This is a genomic window from Pseudomonas sp. D5(2026) (assembly GCF_057766845.1).
Window position 1 is genome coordinate 4,847,353 of sequence record NZ_CM173421.1, and the last position, 21,126, is coordinate 4,868,478.

The 21,126-nt window shown below is 55.2% G+C and carries 15 protein-coding genes and 1 pseudogene; 8 read left to right on the top strand and 8 right to left on the bottom strand.

Annotated features, from left to right (window positions below):
• The first annotated feature begins 76 nt into the window (after positions 1 to 76).
• From AC3B5Q_RS22430 to AC3B5Q_RS22460, 7 genes and pseudogenes are all read left to right on the top strand, one after another.
• Positions 77 to 1,333, top strand: coding sequence for an integrase domain-containing protein (locus AC3B5Q_RS22430; protein ID WP_488392741.1), 1,257 nt, complete (start codon positions 77 to 79; stop codon positions 1,331 to 1,333).
• A gap of 948 nt (positions 1,334 to 2,281) precedes the next feature.
• The gene (locus AC3B5Q_RS22435; RefSeq protein WP_488392742.1) at positions 2,282 to 3,262 is read left to right on the top strand and encodes an integrase domain-containing protein; all 981 of its coding nucleotides are present in this window, start codon (positions 2,282 to 2,284) and stop codon (positions 3,260 to 3,262) included.
• Positions 3,259 to 3,534 carry a hypothetical protein gene (locus AC3B5Q_RS22440; protein WP_488392743.1) on the top strand — a complete coding sequence of 92 codons (276 nt, stop codon included), beginning with the start codon at positions 3,259 to 3,261 and terminating at the stop codon, positions 3,532 to 3,534. Before AC3B5Q_RS22435 ends, AC3B5Q_RS22440 begins: the two co-directional genes overlap by 4 nt.
• A 254-nt stretch (positions 3,535 to 3,788) precedes the next feature.
• A complete protein-coding gene (locus AC3B5Q_RS22445; RefSeq protein ID WP_488392744.1) occupies positions 3,789 to 6,188 on the top strand; it encodes a type I restriction-modification system subunit M in 2,400 nt (799 codons plus the stop codon).
• Positions 6,181 to 7,509, top strand: coding sequence for a restriction endonuclease subunit S (locus AC3B5Q_RS22450; RefSeq protein WP_488392745.1), 1,329 nt, complete (start codon positions 6,181 to 6,183; stop codon positions 7,507 to 7,509). The genes AC3B5Q_RS22445 and AC3B5Q_RS22450 overlap by 8 nt, the downstream gene beginning before the upstream one ends.
• Positions 7,510 to 7,740: 231 nt before the next feature.
• On the top strand, positions 7,741 to 10,758 hold the full coding sequence (locus tag AC3B5Q_RS22455) for a type I restriction endonuclease subunit R (protein ID WP_207877262.1): 3,018 nt from the start codon (positions 7,741 to 7,743) through the stop codon (positions 10,756 to 10,758).
• Between the two features lie 238 nt (positions 10,759 to 10,996).
• Positions 10,997 to 11,116: pseudogene (locus tag AC3B5Q_RS22460) on the top strand (DUF3077 domain-containing protein); the annotation flags it as partial.
• Positions 11,117 to 11,432: 316 nt separating this feature from the next.
• Here the strand turns inward: AC3B5Q_RS22460 and AC3B5Q_RS22465 are convergent.
• Positions 11,433 to 11,918, bottom strand: coding sequence for a hypothetical protein (locus tag AC3B5Q_RS22465; protein ID WP_207877259.1), 486 nt, complete (start codon positions 11,916 to 11,918; stop codon positions 11,433 to 11,435).
• 557 nt (positions 11,919 to 12,475) lie between these two features.
• On the opposite strand from AC3B5Q_RS22465, the gene AC3B5Q_RS22470 reads away from it, so the two are divergent.
• Complete coding sequence (locus tag AC3B5Q_RS22470; protein ID WP_488392746.1) at positions 12,476 to 13,411, top strand: restriction endonuclease; 936 nt, start codon at positions 12,476 to 12,478, stop codon at positions 13,409 to 13,411.
• 154 nt (positions 13,412 to 13,565) lie between these two features.
• On the opposite strand, the gene AC3B5Q_RS22475 is transcribed toward AC3B5Q_RS22470, so the two are convergent.
• The 7 genes from AC3B5Q_RS22475 to AC3B5Q_RS22505 form a co-directional block, all read right to left on the bottom strand.
• Positions 13,566 to 14,477 carry a restriction endonuclease gene (locus AC3B5Q_RS22475; RefSeq protein WP_103443751.1) on the bottom strand — a complete coding sequence of 304 codons (912 nt, stop codon included), beginning with the start codon at positions 14,475 to 14,477 and terminating at the stop codon, positions 13,566 to 13,568.
• Between the two features lie 279 nt (positions 14,478 to 14,756).
• A complete protein-coding gene (locus AC3B5Q_RS22480; RefSeq protein WP_488392747.1) occupies positions 14,757 to 15,500 on the bottom strand; it encodes a hypothetical protein in 744 nt (247 codons plus the stop codon).
• 484 nt (positions 15,501 to 15,984) lie between these two features.
• Positions 15,985 to 16,452: a hypothetical protein gene (locus AC3B5Q_RS22485; protein ID WP_084851549.1), complete on the bottom strand. Its 468-nt coding sequence runs from the start codon at positions 16,450 to 16,452 to the stop codon at positions 15,985 to 15,987.
• Between the two features lie 403 nt (positions 16,453 to 16,855).
• On the bottom strand, positions 16,856 to 17,239 hold the full coding sequence (locus tag AC3B5Q_RS22490) for a PM1101 family membrane protein (protein WP_143514764.1): 384 nt from the start codon (positions 17,237 to 17,239) through the stop codon (positions 16,856 to 16,858).
• On the bottom strand, positions 17,236 to 17,448 hold the full coding sequence (locus AC3B5Q_RS22495; protein WP_103469501.1) for a hypothetical protein: 213 nt from the start codon (positions 17,446 to 17,448) through the stop codon (positions 17,236 to 17,238). The genes AC3B5Q_RS22490 and AC3B5Q_RS22495 overlap by 4 nt, the downstream gene beginning before the upstream one ends.
• A gap of 233 nt (positions 17,449 to 17,681) precedes the next feature.
• Positions 17,682 to 19,346 (bottom strand): LeoA/HP0731 family dynamin-like GTPase, encoded by a 1,665-nt coding sequence (locus tag AC3B5Q_RS22500; protein ID WP_319298606.1) that lies wholly within the window; start codon positions 19,344 to 19,346, stop codon positions 17,682 to 17,684.
• Positions 19,347 to 19,386: 40 nt separating this feature from the next.
• Complete coding sequence (locus AC3B5Q_RS22505; protein ID WP_084851536.1) at positions 19,387 to 21,126, bottom strand: hypothetical protein; 1,740 nt, start codon at positions 21,124 to 21,126, stop codon at positions 19,387 to 19,389.

A 21,126-nucleotide genomic window follows, 5' to 3' on the forward strand; every position in this document is an offset into this window, starting at 1 on the left:
CGGGTATTCCAGGCGGTATTCCAGCCCGTCCGGTGCTAATCTTTGGAATACCGAATCAGTGCTTGAGGACAATCTCATGCCTGCTCAAAACCTCCGCCTCTCCGATCGACAGCTCAAGGGAGTCAAACCCGCTTCCAAGGATTACGTCCTCACGGACGGTGACGGTTTGCAGCTCCGCGTACGCAGCAACGGCTCGTTGCTGTGGAATTTCAACTACCGCGAACCGGTGACCAAGAAGCGCATCAACATTGGCTTCGGGACCTATCCCGAACTGTCACTGGCGAATGCACGAAAGATGGCAGTCGATGCGCGCGAGCTACTTGCACAGGGCATCGATCCGAAGGTGCAGCGCAACACGCTGAATGAAGCCAAGCGCGCAGAAACGGAACACACCTTCGAGAACGTGGCCACCGCTTGGTTCGAGCTCAAGAAAGACTCGGTCACCCCAGCCTACGCCGAGGACATCTGGCGGTCGCTCACGCTGCACGTGTTCCCCGATTTGAAGACGACACCACTCACCAAAATCACCGCGCCGATGGTGATCGGACTGCTTCGCCCAATCGAAGCGAAAGGCAGCCTGGAGACGGTCAAGCGTCTTAGCCAGCGGCTAAACGAGATCATGACCTACGGCGTAAACTCCGGCCTGATCTTCGCCAACCCGCTCACCGGCATTCGGGCAGTATTCAAGAAGCCCAAGAAAGAAAACATGGCTGCGCTTCCGCCCGAAGAACTCCCCGAGCTCATGCTGGAGATCGCGAACGCTAGCATCAAACGCACTACCCGCTGCCTGATCGAATGGCAGTTGCACACGATGACTCGCCCCGCCGAGGCGGCGACCACACGCTGGGTAGACATAGACTTTGAAAGGCGTGTCTGGACTATTCCACCGGAGCGGGTGAAGAAGCGCCGCCCACACAGCATCCCGTTGAGTGATCACGCTGTCGCACTGTTGGAGTCGTTGAAGACACACAGCGGACATCGCGAATACGTCTTCCCGGCCGATAGAAATCCACGCACCCATGCCAATAGCCAGACGGCCAACATGGCGTTGAAACGTATGGGGTTCCAGGATCGCTTGGTCAGCCACGGCATGCGCTCGATGGCCAGCACCATCTTGAATGAACATGGCTGGGATCCTGAGCTCATCGAGGTAGCCCTAGCGCATGTCGACAAGGATGAGGTGCGCAGCGCCTACAACCGAGCCGACTACATCGAGCGCCGGCGCCCGATGATGGCCTGGTGGAGTGAGTACATCCAGAAAGCCGCCACCGGCAGCCTGCTCGCCTCTGCGTACGGCCAAGTCAGAGACAAGAACGTGGTGCCGATACGCTAGCGGTATGCAGGCGCAACAACGGCGCCAACTGAGCGTTCAAGATTCAGGGCAAGCAGCCTCGCTTATCCGCTTCTCAGCGCGGGTCCATCCAAACAGGGCTGCAAAGCCGCCCTGTTTGGATGGACCTTACTTAGAAGAGCTAAAAGCAACCACGTTGTCCGGGGGTTGCCACGGAATTCCATCGGTGGACAATCGATCCTCAAATCCCAAGTGGCCCTGAATTTCGAACCTTGACCGGGTTTATCCACAGGCGTAGAACTGATCGTGCAAGCGCTGTCGATGACAGCACCCCAGGTGACCCGACCCTTCAAGGTCACGCCGCTCTCGCGGTGGTTCTCCCCCCAAATGGCGATTCGCGTCCGGCAGCTCGCCCGGTCACCTCCCCGGTGATGGATGCCTACTTCAGATCATGGCCCTAGTGCGCCAGACAACACCTCCTACTTCGCTGCCCTGCAGCAACCTATCCGCTTGGCCGAATCTTGCGCCAACCTGCGCCCGTCTCTTTCTCCTGGAAAGAGACGGGCGCTTCTAGCACTGCTGCAGCCCTCGTCGCACTTGGCTTTGCGGCCACTCCACTCGTGACAATCGGCGTGACAAACGCCGATGTCACCAGCAAAAGCGCTGTAGATGATGGTGCCGCAGACCAGGGAATGGACTGCACCTGACTGACAGTCAGGCATGCCCCGGTCATCGCACCGCTGCGTTCACCCGGCTCAGGATCTCGCGGCACTGGTCTCGTCAGCCAATGCAGCCTCCACCCGCCCACCGGTAACGGTGCTCAGGAGGCCAGATCATGAGATGCCCTTGCTCCCGGTTGTAAGGAGCCGCCAGTCCCGCGTAGTGGACATTCCCCACAGGTCGCAGGGGCCTTGATCCCTGATAACACTCAGCATTCTTGGCGGGATGACGTGGAGCGAGGATCGGAGAACGGTAGATGAGGTGACTGACATGGCATTGGTAGGTAGGCGGGATGGACGCAATTTCGGCTACGGCAGGCAATTAAGCTACGCAGGGCCGCAGGCGCTGAAAGACATGTTCGGCGGTGGCCACTACGGTACGGTCAAGACGCACTGTGATCGATGGCAGGCATTCGTCAAATGGTGCCGTTCCGAACAGGGGCCTGGTATCAATGATGCGCGGCAGATTGATCGAAAGGTGTTGACCGACTACGCGGCGTATCTGCGCGCCATGGTTAGGTGCGGTGATCTCGCCGTCAGCACCGCACAAAACCGGCTATCCAGCGTTAACAGGACCATGGCGGCGCTTCGCGGTGATCAGTACGTGAAGTTGCCAAGTCCGAGCAAGGCGTTGGGTATGCAGCGCACCGGGGTTCGCCAGTCTGTGCCGCTGGGCCAGGACCGCGAACAGGTGAAGCAGATCGTCGATGCGCTTTGCAGCCAAAATCTGCTCCGGGCCGCCGCGATCGTTCTGTTGGCGCGAGCCACCGGCATGCGCTTGCGTGAAGCCATCTTGGCTGACCTGCCACGGCTAAGTCGGGAGGCTGAAGCCTTCGACAAGATCAATATCCAAGACGGCACCAAAGGCGGCCGCGCCGGCGCCTCAGCGCCACGTTGGATCGCAGTGAACGACCATGTTCGATGTGCATTTGAGTTTGCACTACGGGTGTCGCCTGCCGGTAGTCGCAACCTGATTGCGCCACACGAAAGCTACTTTGACGTTCTGCAGAACGTCGTTCGCCCGGCACGGGACACCCTGCATGCACAGAACCTCAAATGCTTCCATGAGCTACGAACGGCGTACGCATGTGAGCGCTACGAGCAGATCACCCAACACCCCGCACCAATCAGCGGCGGCCAATGTTGCCAGGTAGATAGGCACCTAGATCGTGAGGCCAGAAGGCAAATCAGCTACGAGCTGGGGCATGGTCGGATCGATGTGGTCGCGGCCTATATTGGAGGACGGTCATGAGCAAGCCATTCGATATGGAGTTGTTCTTGGCTGGCGTGCTGACCGGGTCCCACACGACGCGACAACGCCATGTGCGACAGGCAATAATCATCCAGGCTGAAATTGCAAAGCGCTGGCAGCGAAAAACGCCTTGGGCTTGGCAGAAAAAGCACGTTGCTTGGTTTCTCGATCATCATCTAGCCGAGCGCAGTAAGGCGACGCAATACTACTACTTGCTGACAGTGCTGCTGCTCACTCGTCGACTAGAAAAATCATGGATTTTTCCCCGTTAGTGCGATTCAACGTGAGTTGGGCGAATGCTCTCTCACGATAGTTGATCACCGAACCGCTTCTCCATGCTATCCAACAACTGGTCACGAGCATCCTCTCCCCCCTAACCTAGCAGGCTGGTTCCCCATCCGCTTGCATCTCCACCGCCAAAAGCCCCTCTGCATTGGTTAAGATGCGCTCCTTAGCTTACACATGGGTGCGGAACAACCGCCCTAGCAGCGCTGCCATTCAGCGCTTTGATTTGGAGTATCTGCAGTTGAACCACGCGGTCCACAACAAACTGGTTTCATTTATCTGGTCGATTGCCGACGACTGCCTGCGCGACGTGTATGTACGCGGAAAATACCGTGACGTCATCCTGCCTATGGTGGTGCTGCGCCGGCTCGATGCCCTGCTGGAGGCGAGCAAGGTCAAGGTAATGGAAGAGCTGGCCTTTCAGCAAAATGAAATGAGCCAGACCGAATTGGACGACAGCGCCCTGCGTGCCGCTTCCGGTTATGTGTTCTACAACACCAGCAAGTGGACGCTAAGCCAACTGCAGAAGACCGCCACCAACAACCAGCAGATCCTCCTGAGCAACGTTGAGGAATACCTCGACGGCTTTAGCGACAACGTCAAAGACATCATCCGGCGCTTCAATCTCAAGTCACAGATGCGCCACATGGCCAGCAAAGATGTGCTGCTTGACGTACTGGAAAAATTCACCTCGCCCACCATCAACCTCACCCCGCACGACAGCGAAGACCCTCAAGGCAACCGCCTGCCAGCCCTGAGCAACTTGGGCATGGGCTATGTGTTCGAGGAGCTGATCCGCAAGTTCAATGAAGAGAACAACGAGGAAGCCGGCGAGCACTTCACCCCGCGCGAAGTGATCGAGCTGATGACCCACCTGGTCTTCGACCCGATCAAGGACCGCCTGCCCACCGTGATGACCATCTACGACCCGGCCTGCGGCAGTGGAGGCATGCTCACCGAGTCGCAGAATTTTATCGAAGAAAAATACCCGGACTCGGCCATCCAGCGCGACATTCACCTTTATGGCAAGGAGATCAACGACGAGACCTATGCCATTTGCAAGTCGGACATGATGATCAAGGGCAACAACCCTGCTCACATCCGCCCTGGCTCCACCCTTTCGGTGGACGAATTTGCCGGTAGCCGCTTCGACTTTATGCTGTCCAACCCGCCCTACGGTAAAAGTTGGGCCAGCGAACAGAAGTTTATCAAAGACGGCGGCGACGTGATCGACCCGCGCTTCAAGGTTAGCCTCGCAGACTATTGGGGAAAGACCGAGTTGCAGGACGCCACCCCGCGCTCCAGCGACGGCCAGTTGCTGTTTCTGATGGAAATGGTCAACAAAATGAAAGTTCCCGGCGACAGCGGCCTCGGCTCGCGAATCGCCTCGGTGCATAACGGCTCCAGCCTGTTTACCGGCGACGCCGGTGGTGGCGAGAGCAATATCCGCCGACATCTGATTGAAAACGATCTGCTTGATGCAATCATCCAGTTGCCCAACAATCTGTTCTACAACACCGGCATCACCACCTATATCTGGCTGCTCTCCAGCAACAAGCCGGCGCAGCGCCGAGGCAAGGTGCAACTGATCGATGCCAGCCTGCTTTACCGCAAACTGCGCAAAAACCTCGGCAACAAAAACTGTGAACTTGCCCCCGAGCATATCGAGCGGATCACCCAAACCTACCTCGACCTGGCCAGCTTCGACCGCCCGGCCGGTGGCGACGGCATTGCCGCGCAGGTGTTTGATAACCGCGACTTCGGCTACCACAAGGTCAGCATCGAACGCCCAGACCGGCGCAAGGCGCAGTTCAGCGCCGAGCGCATAGAAACCCTACGTTTCGATAAGGCTCTGCGCGAACCCATGCAGTGGATTTACCAAGAGTGGGGCGAGGCGGTGTATCAGGACGCTACCTTGACCACCCATGAAAAAGCCATCCTTGCCTGGTGTGAAGAACAAGGCCTGGAGCTCAACGCCAAGCAGCGCAAAAAGCTGCTGAGCCTGGAAACATGGGCCAAGCAGTCCCTGCTGGTCACCGTGGCCAACTACCTGATGCAAGCCATCGGCAGCGAGGAATATGACGACTTCAACCTGTTCGCCAAACAGGTGGACAAGGCGCTTAAACAACTGAGCAAAGAGGCCAGCATCAAGCTCGGTGCCAGTGAGCGCAATCAGGTGCTCAATGCAGTGAGCTGGTACGACGAAAACGCCGCCAAGGTCATCCGCAAGGTGGAGAAATTTGACCGCTCCGAGTTGGCCGCGCTGCTAGAGCGGCTGGACTGCCGCGAGGCCGACCTACCGGACTTCGGCTACTACCCCAGCGACAGGGCCGGCGAATTTATAACCTACGAATCCAATAGTGACCTGCGCGACAGCGAAAGCATCCCCCTGGCCGATTCCATCCACCGCTTCTTCAAGGCCGAAGTGGTGCCCCATGTCGCCGAGGCCTGGATCAATCTGGAGTCGGTGAAGATCGGCTACGAGATCAGCTTCAACAAATACTTCTACAAGCACCAAACTCTGCCCAGCATGCACGAAGTGGCTCGGAAGATAGTGGCGCTGGAGCAGCAGGCGGAAGGGTTGATTGCGGAAATTTTGGGCGTGCCTCTTGACGAGGTTTCTGGAGTCAAAAATGTCTAAATCTCTCAGATCTCTCCCGACCTATGAGAACTATCGCGACTCCGGCGTAGAGTGCTATGGAAGTGTTCCTGCACACTGGAAAACCCTGGCAAACAAGTACATTTTTGATCTTAAAAAAAATCTTGTTGGCAAGAATTCCAGTCGTTATACGCTTCTGTCGCTCACTCTAGGTGGAATTATCAAACGCGACATGGACAATCCAGAAGGAAAGTTTCCTGCAGAGTTTAATACCTACCAAGAGGTCACTCCTGGCGACTTTGTTTTCTGCTTGTTCGATGTCGAGGAAACGCCTAGAACCATTGGCCTTTCCTCGTTGCATGGAATGATAACGGGCGCCTACACGGTGTTCCGGCCACGCAAAAAATTTGACGAAGAATATCTTCAATACCTTTACCTAAGTCTTGACTCAGGAAAGCGACTGAGATTTCTGTACAAAGGCTTGAGAAACACCATCCCGAAGGAAGTATTTCTGGCTTTTAAATCACTCAATCCGCCAATTCAAGAGCAGAAGCTTATTTCTCGATTTTTATCTGTCAAAACTGCACAAATTGATCAGGCGATTCAGACCAAGGAGCGTCAGATCGAACTACTCAAAGAGCGCAAGCAGATACTGATCCAGCATACCGTAACCCGCGGTCTTAATCCGCGTGCCCCCATGCGGAACTCCGATATCGAATGGATTGGCGAAATTCCGTCGCATTGGTCGATAAAGCGAGCCAAGTATATTTTCCGAGAAGTCGATGAGCGATCCCCCGATGGGCAGCAAGAACTTCTCTCAGTTTCTCATCTGACTGGGGTAACGCCTCGCTCAGAAAAGAATGTGACAATGTTTATGTCTGAGGATTATACCGGATCAAAGACCTGCCAAAAAGATGATCTTATATTCAACATCATGTGGGCGTGGATGGGCGCGCTTGGCGTTTCTGATCGGGCTGGCATTGTTAGTTCGGCCTATGGGGTTTACAGGCAACTGAATCACGGCACATTAAATCCGCAGTACCTTGAGATGCTTCTGAAAACCACGACTTATATTGCGCACTACAATAAAGTCTCAACGGGACTACACTCTTCACGCCTGCGCTTTTACAGCCATATGTTTATGTCTATGGAAATTGGTTTCCCAAGCCGTGAGGAACAGGACGCAATAGTGGCGCACCTTGGTCTTGAGTCGGAGAAGCTGAACAAAGCTCTCGATTTACTTGAACAACAAATCACCAAACTCAAAGAATACAAAGTCACCCTGATCAATAGCGCCGTGACCGGCAAGATCAAGGTGCCGGGCGTGTCGGAGCCGGAAACTCAAGATATGGAAGTGGCCTGATGGATGCCCAGCAGCAACTGCTTAGACGAGTATGCCGAACTGTTAGAAATGCAGCAGGCTGTCGCCCAGCTTTGTTAATGGTTTTGCTGTCGAGTGGATCCATGGGTTAGTGGTAAGTCAGGTGGGGTAGCGACGAATGTCTGCCCCCGTTGGCTGGGTAGTTATAGACATTTGCACCCTACGCCGGGCTAGCCTGGCAGAGATAGAAAGAACAGGCATAAGGAAGCCGGCATGGTAAGCAAGACCAACGAACAGGCGCTGGAAGCTGGCATCGAGAAATACCTCACAGGTACTTGCCTAGAAGAGCAGGCGCTGGTCCGTGACAGCGCGGCGCCAGTGCCGGCGGGCCACAACCACGGGTATCGACTGGGCCGAGCTCAGGATTTCAATGCCCACTATGCCGTGGATAGCCATTGCTTGTGGCAGTTTTTTGAGGCCAGCCAAGGCGATGATTTGGATCGTCTCAAGCAGCGCTACGACGACTGGGATCTACGCATCCTCGAACGCTTCGACCGGCTGGCGAAGAAGTACGGTGTGCTTCACCTGCTAAAGCGCGGGCTGGCCATCGACGACGTGCACCTTAACCTGATGTACCCCGCGCCGCTTGCCAGCAGTTCGGAGCGAGTCAAACAGCAGTTTGCGGCGAATATCTTTAGCAGCACCCGCCAAGTGCGTTACTCCATGAGTAATCCACTGGAAGAAATCGACCTGGTGCTGTTTATCAATGGCTTGCCCTTCGCCACGCTGGAGCTGAAGAACCCCTGGACGGGCCAGAACGCCCGTTATCACGGGCAAAAGCAGTACAAGCAGAACCGCGACACGGACCAGCCGTTGCTGCAATTCGGCCGCTGCCTAGTGCACATGACGGTAGACACCGACGAGGTCTACATGACCACCAAGTTGGCCGGTGTCGCGACCTTCTTCCTGCCATTCAACAAGGGCCATAACCACGGGGCTGGCAACCCACCCAACCCCGCCGGGCACAAAAGCTCCTACCTGTGGCAGGAGATTTTCAGCCGCGAAAGTGTGGCCAACATCATCCAACACTTCGTGCGCCTGGACGGCAGCAGCAAGATGCCACTGGCCAAGCGTACGCTGTTTTTCCCGCGCTACCACCAACTGGATGTGGTGCGCCGCCTAGTGGCGCATGCCAGCCAGCATGGCGTGGGTCAGCGCTACCTGATCCAGCACTCGGCCGGCTCAGGCAAATCGAACTCCATCACCTGGGCGGCCTATCAGTTGATAGAAACCTATCCGGCGTCACAGGAGGTGGTCGGCGCGCGCGCTCTAGATGTGCCGCTGTTCGACTCGGTGATTGTGGTTACCGACCGCCGCCTGCTGGACAAGCAATTGCGCGAGAACCTACGCGAGTTCTCCGAGGTGAAAAACATCATCGCTCCAGCGCTGAAGTCCTCCGACCTCCAGCAGGCGTTGGAGCAGGGCAAAAAAATTATCATTACCACCATCCAGAAATTCCCGGTGATCGTGGATGGTATCGACGACATGGCCGGCAAGCGCTTTGCCGTGATCATCGACGAGGCACACAGCTCGCAGGACGGTAGCAGCCATGGCACGATGAACAAGGTGATGGGCGGCGACGAGCAAGACGACACTCAGGAGAAGATTCTCAACGCCATCAAGAACAGCAAGATGCGCGGTAATGCCTCGTACTTCGCCTTCACCGCTACACCGAAGAACAGCACGTTGGAGAAGTTCGGCGAGCGGCAGGCCGATGGCCGCTTTGCGCCCTTCCACCTGTACTCGATGAAACAAGCCATTGAAGAGGGCTTTATACTCGACGTGCTGGCCAACTACACCACATACCGCAGCTATTACGAAATTCAGAAGTCCATTGAGGACAATCCGTTGTTTGACACGCTGAAAGCGCAGAAGAAGCTACGCGCCTATGTCGAACGCGACCAGCAGACCATCGACGTTAAGGCCGAGGTGATGCTGGAGCATTTTATTGAGCAGGTGGTCACGCCGAAAAAGCTCAAAGGCCAGGCCAAGGGCATGGTGATCACTCAGAACATCGAAGCCGCCATCCGTTATCACAAGGCCATCAGCCGCTTGCTGGCGGCGCGCGGCAACCCGTTCAAGGCGCTAATTGCCTTCTCCGGCGAAAAATTGGTTGATGGTATCGAATACACCGAAGCCGGCATCAACGGCTTCGCCGAAGCGGACACTCGTGACAAGTTCGAAACCGACGAGTATCGCTTGCTAGTGGTGGCCAACAAGTACCTGACCGGCTTCGATCAGCCTAAGCTGTGTGCCATGTACGTGGATAAGAAGCTGCAGTACGTGCTCGCGGTGCAAGCGCTCTCGCGCCTCAATCGTGCCGCTCCAAAGTGGGGCAAGAAGACTGAAGACCTGTTCGTTCTGGATTTCTTCAACCAGGTGGAAGACATCAAAGCCTCCTTCGACCCGTTCTACACGGCCACCAGCCTGTCCGGCGCAACGGATATCAATGTGCTGCACGAACTCAAGGACCAGCTGGACGAGGTCGGCGTATACGAGTGGCCGGAGGTGGAGGCATTCGCCACGCAGTATTTCGACAACGTCGATGCTGAAAAGCTGGCGGTGCTGATTGATATCGCCGCTGAGCGTTTCGACGTGGAACTAGAGCTAGAGGATGAGGCCAAGGTCGATTTCAAGATCAAGGCCAAGCAGTTCGTGAAGATCTACGGCCAGATGGCCTCGATCATGCCGTACGAGATTGTGGCCTGGGAAAAGCTGTTCTGGTTCCTTAAGTTCCTGATTCCGAAACTAAAAGTTCAGGACAAAGACGCCGACGAAATCGACGCTCTGCTCAACTCGGTTGACCTGGCGTCCTATGGGCTGGAACGGGTTAAGTTGAACCACAGCATTGGGCTGGATGACGCAGAAACCGAGCTGGACCCAGCAAACCCCAACCCGCGTGGGGTGCATGGCGGTGAACAGGAAAAAGACCCGCTGGACCAAATCATCCAGAGTTTCAACGAGCGTTGGTTCCAGGGCTGGGGGGTTACCACGGAAGAAAAGCGCGTAAAGTTTCTGAGCATTCTAAAAGGCATTCAGGAGCATCCCGACTTTGAGCCCAAGTACCAAAATAGCCAAGACGAAGACCATCGTGCACTGGCGTTTGAGAAGATTTTCGAGGAAGTCATGCTAATACGCCGCCGCCAGGACCTAGAGCTCTACCGCCTGGTAGCAAGTGATGCGGCGCTCAAGTCTTCGCTACAGCAGAGCATGAGGGGCATGCTGGACTGAGACATGTGCAAGCTCGGTGCGATTAAACATGTCCGGTCGATACGGCTAATACTGAGTCACAGGCTTGGGACATTCATCGTGCGCAACGGTACTCCGATACAGGCTCACGGTGATCGACTCTTTGCAAAGTCAACAGAGGCTGGGCCTTCGCAGCGTTTCGACAAGTACATAACCTGTGTGAGCTTTGAACCTGCGGGTGGAGACATCCGTAGGGGACAACGACTCACAGCGGCTATGCAGAGACCTGACCAGCGACCGCTTTATGAAAGACAAAACCAATCTGACCAGGGCTGCGCACTACCTCTGCGCCTTGGGCAAAGCGCTGCTGGATGATGCCGAACTTGGCATTGTGCGCTGAAGGTTTCACCGATCCGCTTCCTGGCCGCTATCACACGTCCTAGGTGGCGCTCATATGATCGAAGTTCGGAAAGTGCTCCTTCAATCGCTATATTGTTGAGCGCCACTTCGATGCTCCAGCCCCACTTGCATACAAAGGCAACACACGCTAGCGCTGGCAAATAAACTTTTTTGTGGCCAGCTCAGAGAAATTCCCAAAGGAATTCGAACACCGGTTCGTCAAACTGATCCTCTGTTTCGCGTCGTAGGCGCTCCATCGACGCCCCCTTCGATAAGTCCTTCCGCCGATGGACTAACCGATTCATTAACTCATAAAGTTATGAGCACTTTACCGGACCACCGGACTTCAAAAACTCTATGAACTCGGAGGAGTAGGTATTGCAGTTTACCCCACGTTCCTGCAAGAAATCCTTTTGCATCCCCAGCATCCAGTCAATGGTAGACTCCCACTTATCATTGCCTTGAGTCAAGTTATACAGCGACTCTGTAATACCAAGAAGAGAATTTTCGCGCCAAAAATCAACACCTGCCGAACCTGCAGTCGACTTACTTTCCATTTCCTCTTTCATTTCATTGAACTTAATAAATAGCTCTACAGCCTTTGCCTCCCTCTCACTATCCAAATTTTCTTGCGCCAGCTTTTGACCCTCGTTAAATTGCCACACACTAAAAGAGAGCGCCAACGCTGCCACAACGGCAGTTGCAACAGACGAAACTATGTTAGCGACTTCCAAAGCTTTCCCCACGAAACCAACTCCTAACCACGTTGAACTGAAATCATATTTTTCCTCTTCATCAAGCAATTAGCCAAAATTACAGCTCTAGGCAACAGAGAGGAAAAATCACGGCGATGCGGTTGACTTACTCTTCTTTCTCACTGCAAGAGGTTCGTCAGCGATCACGCAACATGATTCCAAAAAGCCACCTCCAAGGCAAAGCTTTTGCTCAAGTTACCTGCAGGGCAGGCTTAGGCTTGAAGAGCATGTGATAGCGGCTTCCAATGGTGTTGCCCAAGAAGGGACCAAGAACAGTCGCGACCTGCAAGGCGGAACATCCGGGCTTAAATACAACCGCCTCTCGAAATGGCCTCCTGCGATGGCCAAAACCGCCTCACCTTGGTTAAGCTATCTCCGCTTAGGCACCCGCAGTGCGGGATATGCGCATAGAGTGGACCAGCTGACTCAAAGTATCTTGGCCAAAGCCTTCCGCAGTGAATTGCCCCTCCCCAAGACCCGAACGACGAACCCGCCAGCGCATTACTGGAACCGCAGCAAAACCCAGCGCACTGCCGCGCCCAAGGCAAAGCACAGGCGTCGAACTGCTAGGCCGAGCTAAGCTTTTTATCAGGAAGAAGCAAACCATGCCTGTCCCAACCTACGACCAGTTCATCGAGCCCATCCTGCGTTTTCTCGCTGCCCACCCGGAAGGCGCCATCGCGGGCGAGGCCCATGAAGCAGCTGCCTTGACACTTGGTCTGAGCGAGGCACAGCGGCAGGAGACCATCGCCAGCGGCCAAGCTACTTACAAGAACCGCTCCGGCTGGGCGCATGATCGGCTCAAACGCGCCGGCTATTCCAGCAGCGCAAAGCGTGGCTACTGGCAGCTAACTGACATCGGCCGCGCATTCGCCCAAGCCAACCCTGCCCCGTTGAGCCCAGAGCAGATCGAGCATCTAGCAGTGAACTTCATGAGCGTAAAGCTGAAGACAGCGCCGGATGCCGCCTCGCTGGATGAAGGAAATGACGCTCCAGCGCCTATTACCAAGACTGACCTCGCAACTAGCAGCCCGCAGGAGCGCCTGAATCAAGCCATCCTAGAACTGCGCACCAGCGTCGCGGGCGATCTGCTGGACAGTCTGTTGCAAGCGAGCCCGACGCGCTTCGAGCACATCGTACTCGACGTCCTGCACAGCTTGGGCTACGGAGCGAACCGTCAGGCACTGCAGCAGGTCGGAGGTAGTGGTGACGGCGGAATCGACGGCGTGATCTCGCTCGACGCGCTGGGTCTGGAGAAAGTCTACGTGCAGGCCAAGCGCTGGCAGAACACAGTAGGCCGCCCCGATTTGCAGGCGTTCTATGGCGCCCTGGCAGGACAGAAAGCCAAACGCGGCGTATTCATAACTACCTCTGGCTTCACCGCCCAAGCAGTTGAGTTCGCGCTATCGGTCGAAGGGCTTGTACTGGTCGACGGTAAACGCTTGGTCAATCTGATGTTGGATCACGAGGTCGGAGTCAGCTCGCAGCTTTACAAGGTGCCAAGGCTCGACAGCGACTACTTTGATGAGTCGCTTGGCTGAGCTCAAAAATTACTGTCCATCGGAATCCAGGCCACGCAGCGTTCCAACTGGTATTCCAGGCAAGTTGAAAAAAATTATTCACTAGCCAAAACAGATAGATACCGACTTGTTTCAGATTACCCCGGCGGACTGAACCAGCCACCAGGGTCGTGAGTCACTCTCCAGCAAAGTAATCGCTGTCGAGCTGCTTCACCTCGTACACCTGCTTAACGCTCACGCCCAGGTTGTTCTCGACCATCAACCGCGCGAGCTCGACACCGTCGATCAGTACCACTTTGATATCCAGGCCTAGTGCCGCCTCGCGAGCGCCTGCGGAAAACTCCGACGTAGTGATGAATACGCCCTTGCGTGCCCGCTGCCGAGTCAGCGCGCCGATGAACTTGTCGATTTCGGGACGATGCACCGTATTGGTCCAGCGCTTGGCTTGCAGGTAGATCACATCCAGGCCGAGCTTGTCCTCCTTGATGATGCCGTCGATTCCGTCATCGTTGGTGGACTGGGTTGCCTTGCCCGCCTCCTTGCGCGAGCCGCCATAGCCCATGGCCAACATCAGATCTACCACCAGTTGCTCGAAAAACCCTGGCGTGGCCGCCCTGACCTGCGCCAACAGCTCATCGGCCAGTGACTGCACCAGTGCCTGATGAGCCTCGGCCAATTGCTCATCCGGTGTGGTCTCGGCAGCCTCGACATCAAGCACTCCAAGCACATCAACGGTCTGCGGTTTAGCGGTATGGAAGTCGGCAAACTCCGGAAACTGCTTCAGCCAGGCAACGGTAATGCGCTCCGGACCGTTGGCCAGTGCTTCCCGACCACGGGCAGTGATCTGCACCAAGCCCTTGCTCGGAATAGTCAGCAGACCGGCCTTGTTCAGGTAGGTCCTGGCCCAGCCCACTCGGTTGTTGATCACCGTTTGTTGCCCCGACGGCAGCCGCTCTTTGCGCTCTTCCTCGGTTAACTGGAATACCTCAGCGATGCTTTCGCGCAACACGCTGAGCGGAATTGCTACACCGTCTCGAACCGCCTCCAGCACCGGACGCATGACGCTTTGAAAATCCGGAATCGACATCCTGGTTCCTTCTCCATAATCGCAATTCAGCCCGCTGAAAAAATCATCAGAGCCCGCGCATTGCCTGCTCATCAACGCCGCTCACCCCTGTAGTAAGGCAAGGTGGTATCCGCCTGTTCTACATATGCTGCTAGGTCACTGACGAGTTGCGTCAGCTTATCTGGCCCCCAGACGAAACCACGCTGATAGCTGTCCAATGCCAGCGGCCAATCGCTTGGGCGAAAGACAAAGTACTGCCCCATACAAGCGAACTCGGCTTGGCGTGTAGAAATTCCGTGGTCAATTTCCGTCCCAACGCTTACGCAGCGTCCTGATCAGCGCGTTTCCTCGCAAGGCGCGGCCGTCTGGCCCACAGAGTGCGACAGAACCTTCCGGTAATCCGAAGACGTCTTCGATCCTTGCCCGGATGGTGCTCACTTTTGCATCGGAGCGCGCGGCCCGATAGCGAGCCGCCTTCCGGTTTCCAATAACGACCGTTGAGTCTTCTTCCTGGTCATCCGAAGCCTCCAGGTCCTCGGTATCCCAGGTCTCTTCCGCTTCATCCTCCTCAATCAGCTCGCCATCGTCGTCGGCCTCTTCAGCCTCATCGACCTCAGCGGTCAGGGCAGCAAGCGTCTGGGCATGGGAGTACCATGTGCTGGCATCCTCTTGTTCCCACACTAAGCCATCCTGGACATGGAAGGTGCGCAGGGCTGCGGAAGACGGAACGTAATCACTGAATCGCGACTTCACGGCCGGCAAACGTTCAAAGCCAGCCCCCAAGGCACGCAGCACTTTTTCTGGACCTGCAACCAGCAAAAATTCAGACCAGCACGGCTCGCGGAAGTTGACGCTGACAGTACCGTACATATAGAGAGTCGCCCGCAGTGATGCGTCCTGCTCAGCCAATTGGGTGAGTACCTGCATCACCGTGCGGTAGATGCTGAAACCTGCGTCCTCGATGGACTGCGAATCGACCTCGACGGTGGGTAGGGGCGATTTACTGTTGACGAACGCGAGCTCCGTCACCGATTTCTTGATCATTGCCTTCATTCCTTGAGCGGGACCTTGGGTTGGCGTCACGAGCTGATTTGCCACGATTGCAAACGCTGGGATGAACGCGTGGTGCTGCGAAAGCCATCCCAGACCGAAGCCGCGTGCTTGACAGACCATAATGCCACTATTGAATGGTGAGACTCTACAGTCCTCCGTCGAACCTGGCTTCATGCTTAGTGTCGCCACGCTGAACACAAGCACCAACCTGGATCAACTGCGTGACTACATCAGTCTGCTAGGCAATTTGGTGCCAGTCCTTGTTCGACTCCTGCTGGGACGCCCCGACAACTTTTGTGGGGGGAGCGCTAATCGGTTGCTGTTCAACTGGATGGCTACGACCGGAGCAGAGGTCGTCCTACAAACGACACAACTGGCTGTAGAGGAACGAAGAACCTCAATCCGACAGCAGCCATTAAACCCATCTCAAAGTGTATGAAGTGCGACACTCACGCACCGCACTTCTCTCCCACGTTCAGTCAATAGCAGCCTTCTTCACCACAAACTCACCACCCCATACAAACTTATAAAAAACAAACACCGAAGCTGCATATACAGCACACATAACAGGCGCCTTGAACAGCGCAGTCGGCAGCAAGATGACAAATGCAATCAATATCAGTGCCACGTATAAATTCATCAACGGTGAAAAGTCGCTTCTCATCTTTACTTTGTACACCGCCAATGCAATCCCGGACAGATAAACCGCGAGACAGAATAAGCCAAGACGCGCTGTCGTCAGAAGCGCAAAATGCCCAGTCCCACTGTCATCTTTCAAAGCTGAATACCCAAACAAAAACATGATTGAAGCATAAATCACAAAAGCTCCAAGACCGCCATAGAGGAAATAGGTCTTAAAAAAACCATATTCCCCCCTGCACAGCTTACTGTTGAAAAACGCTTTTGAAAAAAATGCTGCAAGTATAACGACAAGGTACGCCACGGCTGTACTCCTTTACGAATGGTGGCCAAACAATACCACGACCACCGCCTTCGTGGCTTTAGGAAATCATCACAGGCTGCAAGGCCTCATTCCCGGCTACTGACAGGCGGCCAAGGAGGACAGGGATCTAACCGCCTGATTGGGCTGCGCCAACCTGCTCGGCAAGCTGGTTCTGGTTCTGGTTATTGCTCTGCTGACACTGGGTAACTCAGACATATTGTGGGGTGATGCCTGTTATCACGTAATCATTTAGCTCAGTGACCACGCTTGGACCAGGGGTCGCCCTACAGTGAGCGACTGAACTGATCATCGGCAGGCCAAGGATACTTGTCGCAGTATTGCCCCTTCGTTTTTATAAGCACTCCGTGAGCGGCAGCAAAACTCATGAAAGCATCCCAGCCAATTAGCAGCGCTTTAGCGTGACCTTATCTCCCGAGTTATTTGCTATCTTATAATTACCTCTTAGCTTCTTCAGTACGCTAAGACTTCTCACAGAAACCGCCATGGATACAGCGGCAGTAGTTGCCGCAGCCCCTAGAATGCTAAGGGCTGCGCTGGATCCGGCAACAGCCGCTACACCAGCAACTGGTGTAGCGGCACCACCCGTACCAAGCGTAGCAATTACCCCATAAAAGACGATGCCGATAGAGCCAATGGCAACAGCCCATGCAACAGTTCCTGTCGCCTTGATTCGAACAGTTTTTTTGGCAAGATCGCCTTCAATTACGATGGTATCTTCATTGCGACTTACCGCGTCAGCCAGTTCTTTTTCTGTAGTAACACTCATTCCCCACCCTTAGATTTTTTATTACCAGCAATAATCAAGACCACAATGAGAAAGAGAATAATCACGGGCGGAAAAGCCACGCACAAAGCAATACCGCCAATTAATAACGCACCGCCGATTACCAAGCCAATCATTTCCCCCAAAAGCGGAAGCAATAGCTTGAAAACAATCACAGCTACAACAATTGCGGCTATCACGACAATAATCATGTCCGACCTCATGTATAAGCACCGTATTGTGCCAACACCATAAATCCAGCAGTTCCGCAATTTTATCGGCCGCCTCCTGGCATTCTTTAGCGCCAAGACTTCCCTGCGTGCGCACCAACCGACCGTAATAAGTTATTACTCTGCTTGGTTTGATTAATCGCTCGCATACTCTAATACACGCACGGTCCCTGAAACTCGTTAACAAAGGGCGTGTGGCGCCCCTTGCCGTTTGTTCAGACCGTAGCCTGAAGCCGCGCTGGCGACGATGTCAGGGCATTCAACTTGGCTTTCACGGCCTGGAGCTTGGCTTGATTGGTGCTGATAAACGTCGAGCGCTCCTCCACAGTTTCAACGATCTTCTCAAACGCCTTGAGCTGTGGTGCAAAGAAATCCAGTAGCTTTTCGTCGTTGCCGATGATGTCGTAAATATCCTTGAAGGCACTTTTGATCACCTCGGCAATCGAGTCCTTGGCGCTCTTCAATTCCTGTTCCAACTCATGCGCTTTGTAGGCGCTGAGAAGGTCCGAGGTAAGAGTGATGGCTGCGCCTGCAGGGCCTGCCCATTTAGAAATGGCTCCGGCGATTTTAGTCGCCTGCCAGGGCTTGAATTTGATCGCGACACCGGTTACCGCGCTGAGTGCATCGCGGGCCGCGAAGACCGCGCCCTTAATGATGTCTGGACTCAGGTTCGCAATGCCTTTGGCCGCCCCCCCCATCGACTTCAATGCACTATCGCCCATGGCATTGAGAAAACTTTCGCTGGAGTTGAGCTGGCGGCCAATATCCTGAGAGATGCGGCTGGTCACTTTGGACGACTGATCGAATGAACGGTCGATCGCGCCCTTGATCTTCAGGTTCAGCTTGAAGCCTACGCCTTCCTCGGTGTAACCGAGTTCGTCCTCGAGGAATTCACGAATGTTTTCCAGGCCAAGAGGACGGAGCTTGCCCAGTAAGCCTTTTTCAAGGTTCTGAAGTTCCTCGAAGAGTTCGCCAGCCAGTCGTTTGACTTCACGGCGGCCCGTGGCGATGTCCTGACTGATGCGTGCCGATTCCTCGGCATTCTGTTCGGCAAAGGCCTTGAGCTGCCCCAACTGCTCTTCGGCGCGCAGCACATGCTGGCCGACAACATCCCGCACCACATCCAAGCCGGTCTTGGCGATCAGCACCGCCGGCACATTGTGCCGCAGTACTTCTGTGGTCATTGCTTTGAGGTCGTTGATGCGCGAGCGGCTTTCATAGTGCTCCGGCTTGCCAAACCAGAACGGTAGGCCACGCCCATTAGGGTTGGATGCCAGGCAGACAATGTTCAGCCTGGCCATTTCGTCCGAGCTAAGATTGGCCGCACGCTGCAGTTTGCCTTTGAGGTTGTCCTTCTTGATCGTGGCCTGGGCATCGAACAGCACTTGTTCAGTGAGGTCGGTCACTTCGTCCATCTTGTTGATCACGAAAATGGTCGAGGACAGCTTGTTCAAGTCCCGCAGTACCCACTTGACGATGTCGTTGTGGCTTTCCTTGAGCGGGTTGGTGGCGTCCACCACATACAGAATCAGGTGCGCCTCAGAGATGTAGCGCTTGGTCAGGTCTTCGTACATCACCTGCTCACCGTCGACACTCTTTTCCTTGTCGCCGAACAGGCCGGGGGTGTCGACGATTTCGCACTTTTCCGGGAGCCCCTCTGGGGAATAGATGGCCAAGCGGTCGGAGGACTCGTCCATGTCTATGTTCATGTCGGCCATAACCTTGCCCAACCAAGCGGCAATCACGCTGGTCTTGCCGTCGGAAAAAGCACCGAGCAAGGCGATACGCAGGACATCGGATTCGACTGCCTGTACCGCCGAGTCTATTTTCTGCAGCTCGCTCCCGACGTCCGCGCCCATCTCGCCCAACTCGTCGAGCACTGCACGCAGTTGCTCCAACCCCTTGAGCGCGGTCTGCTTCTCAACGTTGAACTGCTTGAATTGTTCCATAAGGCATGCTCTCCAGTTGTTCTTTGGTACGGGTCATTAGCGCTATCTGCTGTTCAATGATCTTCAGAGGGCGCTTAAGCGATTCGTCAAGTTGCTGCACACGAGACAACACGGTCTCATCAATTTGCTTGCGCACGGGGGCGAACAGCGTTTTGCGTTCTTCTTTCAAGGCTTTATGTGCTTCAAAACAGGCTTCATCGATCTTCTCCTGCACTTGCCCCTGCGCCTTGCGAATACGTTTTTCCTTGCCGGTGAAGACGCTCAGCAAACTGACCAGGATGCCCACCAGAGCGCCGGCGGCAGCGCCTATCAGGTTGCCTATCACTGGAAACGCTGTCCCGATACCTGCCCCTGCTAATGCGTAGGAGCCTATGTTGAAGGCCATCCAGCCATAGTCACCCAGCTCGAAGCCAAGGTCCAAGTCAGGTGTCTTGTAATTGATGTTTAGGGCTTCGGTATCATAGAGAAGCTGCTCGAACTCCACCCGTGCAACGTCCTCCAACAGGCGCTGAATGGCCTGCTGTAGGTCTTGGCCCAAGTCGTTGAGGTACAGTTCGAACTGCTCCTGCAGTTTTTCCTTGAGCGAATTCTGCCGAGTTTTAAAGGCACGATTGATCTGGCTGGAAATAGCGTCGTTGTCGCCAAAATGGCGTTCGACGATATAGTCGGCGTCTTCCTTCAAGCTATTGAACAGGTTGTCCCAAAGGTTTCGCCTCCCGTTCATGACCAGCCGTTCAAACCGCTCCAGGGAACCCTTGATCGCTTCGCGGCACTTCTCGAACTCCGGCTTGGATCTGGCGACAAACGCTTCATGGGCGCCGTGCAACGATTGCAAGGTCGAGATGTTCTCAACCAGCAGTTCGTACACCTTGGTCTTGTTGCTCTCGACCATGTCTTCGCGGAACGTCGCAAGTTTGGAATGAAGCACTTTGGCGACTGACTTTATCTGGCTGAATTCGTACATCGCTTTCGACGAGGCGAAGTGCTTCTGATAATTGCGCTGCTGAATGACCAAGTCTCGGCCACGGGCGGGGTCGATTGTCGTACGCCCAGTTTGCGCGTCGCTCGCCAGCGACGAAAACGCCAGCAGGCCCTGCACGCAATGGCCGGGCTGCAAGACCTTGCTGCCCAATACCGAACGCAGCACTTCCTCGGTCTGTTGCAAGGCAACGGTGGCACCGCCGTGCGCTGTCAGCGACTCGCGATCTTCCTCGAACTCGTAGGCATCGGCATTGCCACGCACGTTGACCAAGGGGCAAACCTGAGTACCTAGCCGCAGATAGGAACGAATTTTCTCTGCGGTCGCCTTCTCAGGCTTTTTATTGGTGCCGTTCACATAAAGGACAAGATGAGCCTTGGCCACCGCTTCGCGAACCATGTGCGCGTACTTGCTTTCGTCACCCTCGATACCGGGCACGTCGATCAGCTGAAAGCGTTTGCCCTTGTAGTTCAGGGGGTAGAGCGTATTGCCCTTAGTGAAATCGGCTTCACCAGTGCCTATGATCAGCCCGTCTACCCGACGTGCTTGAGCCTTCTTACGCTCGTGCGCCAACAGTTTGTCGTGCAGTGCCGTGAGTTGCTGATTGAGCAGGGCATCCAGTGCCGGGGAGCGTGCCTCGATGTGTTGGAGGACAGGTGCGTCATCCGGGGCAACAGGCAGGGGGGTTGAGGTTGCCTCATCGAACAGTTCATCGAGTTCATGTCGGGACAT

Coding starts and splice junctions, on each gene's coding strand:
- AC3B5Q_RS22430 (WP_488392741.1), top strand. CDS start 77: ATGCCTGCTCAAAACCTCCGCCTCTCCGATCGACAGCTCAAGGGAGTC.
- AC3B5Q_RS22435 (WP_488392742.1), top strand. CDS start 2,282: ATGGCATTGGTAGGTAGGCGGGATGGACGCAATTTCGGCTACGGCAGG.
- AC3B5Q_RS22440 (WP_488392743.1), top strand. CDS start 3,259: ATGAGCAAGCCATTCGATATGGAGTTGTTCTTGGCTGGCGTGCTGACC.
- AC3B5Q_RS22450 (WP_488392745.1), top strand. CDS start 6,181: ATGTCTAAATCTCTCAGATCTCTCCCGACCTATGAGAACTATCGCGAC.
- AC3B5Q_RS22455 (WP_207877262.1), top strand. CDS start 7,741: ATGGTAAGCAAGACCAACGAACAGGCGCTGGAAGCTGGCATCGAGAAA.
- AC3B5Q_RS22470 (WP_488392746.1), top strand. CDS start 12,476: ATGCCTGTCCCAACCTACGACCAGTTCATCGAGCCCATCCTGCGTTTT.
- AC3B5Q_RS22475 (WP_103443751.1), bottom strand. CDS start 14,477: ATGTCGATTCCGGATTTTCAAAGCGTCATGCGTCCGGTGCTGGAGGCG.
- AC3B5Q_RS22480 (WP_488392747.1), bottom strand. CDS start 15,500: ATGATCAAGAAATCGGTGACGGAGCTCGCGTTCGTCAACAGTAAATCG.
- AC3B5Q_RS22490 (WP_143514764.1), bottom strand. CDS start 17,239: ATGAGTGTTACTACAGAAAAAGAACTGGCTGACGCGGTAAGTCGCAAT.
- AC3B5Q_RS22495 (WP_103469501.1), bottom strand. CDS start 17,448: ATGATTATTGTCGTGATAGCCGCAATTGTTGTAGCTGTGATTGTTTTC.
- AC3B5Q_RS22505 (WP_084851536.1), bottom strand. CDS start 21,126: ATGTCCCGACATGAACTCGATGAACTGTTCGATGAGGCAACCTCAACC.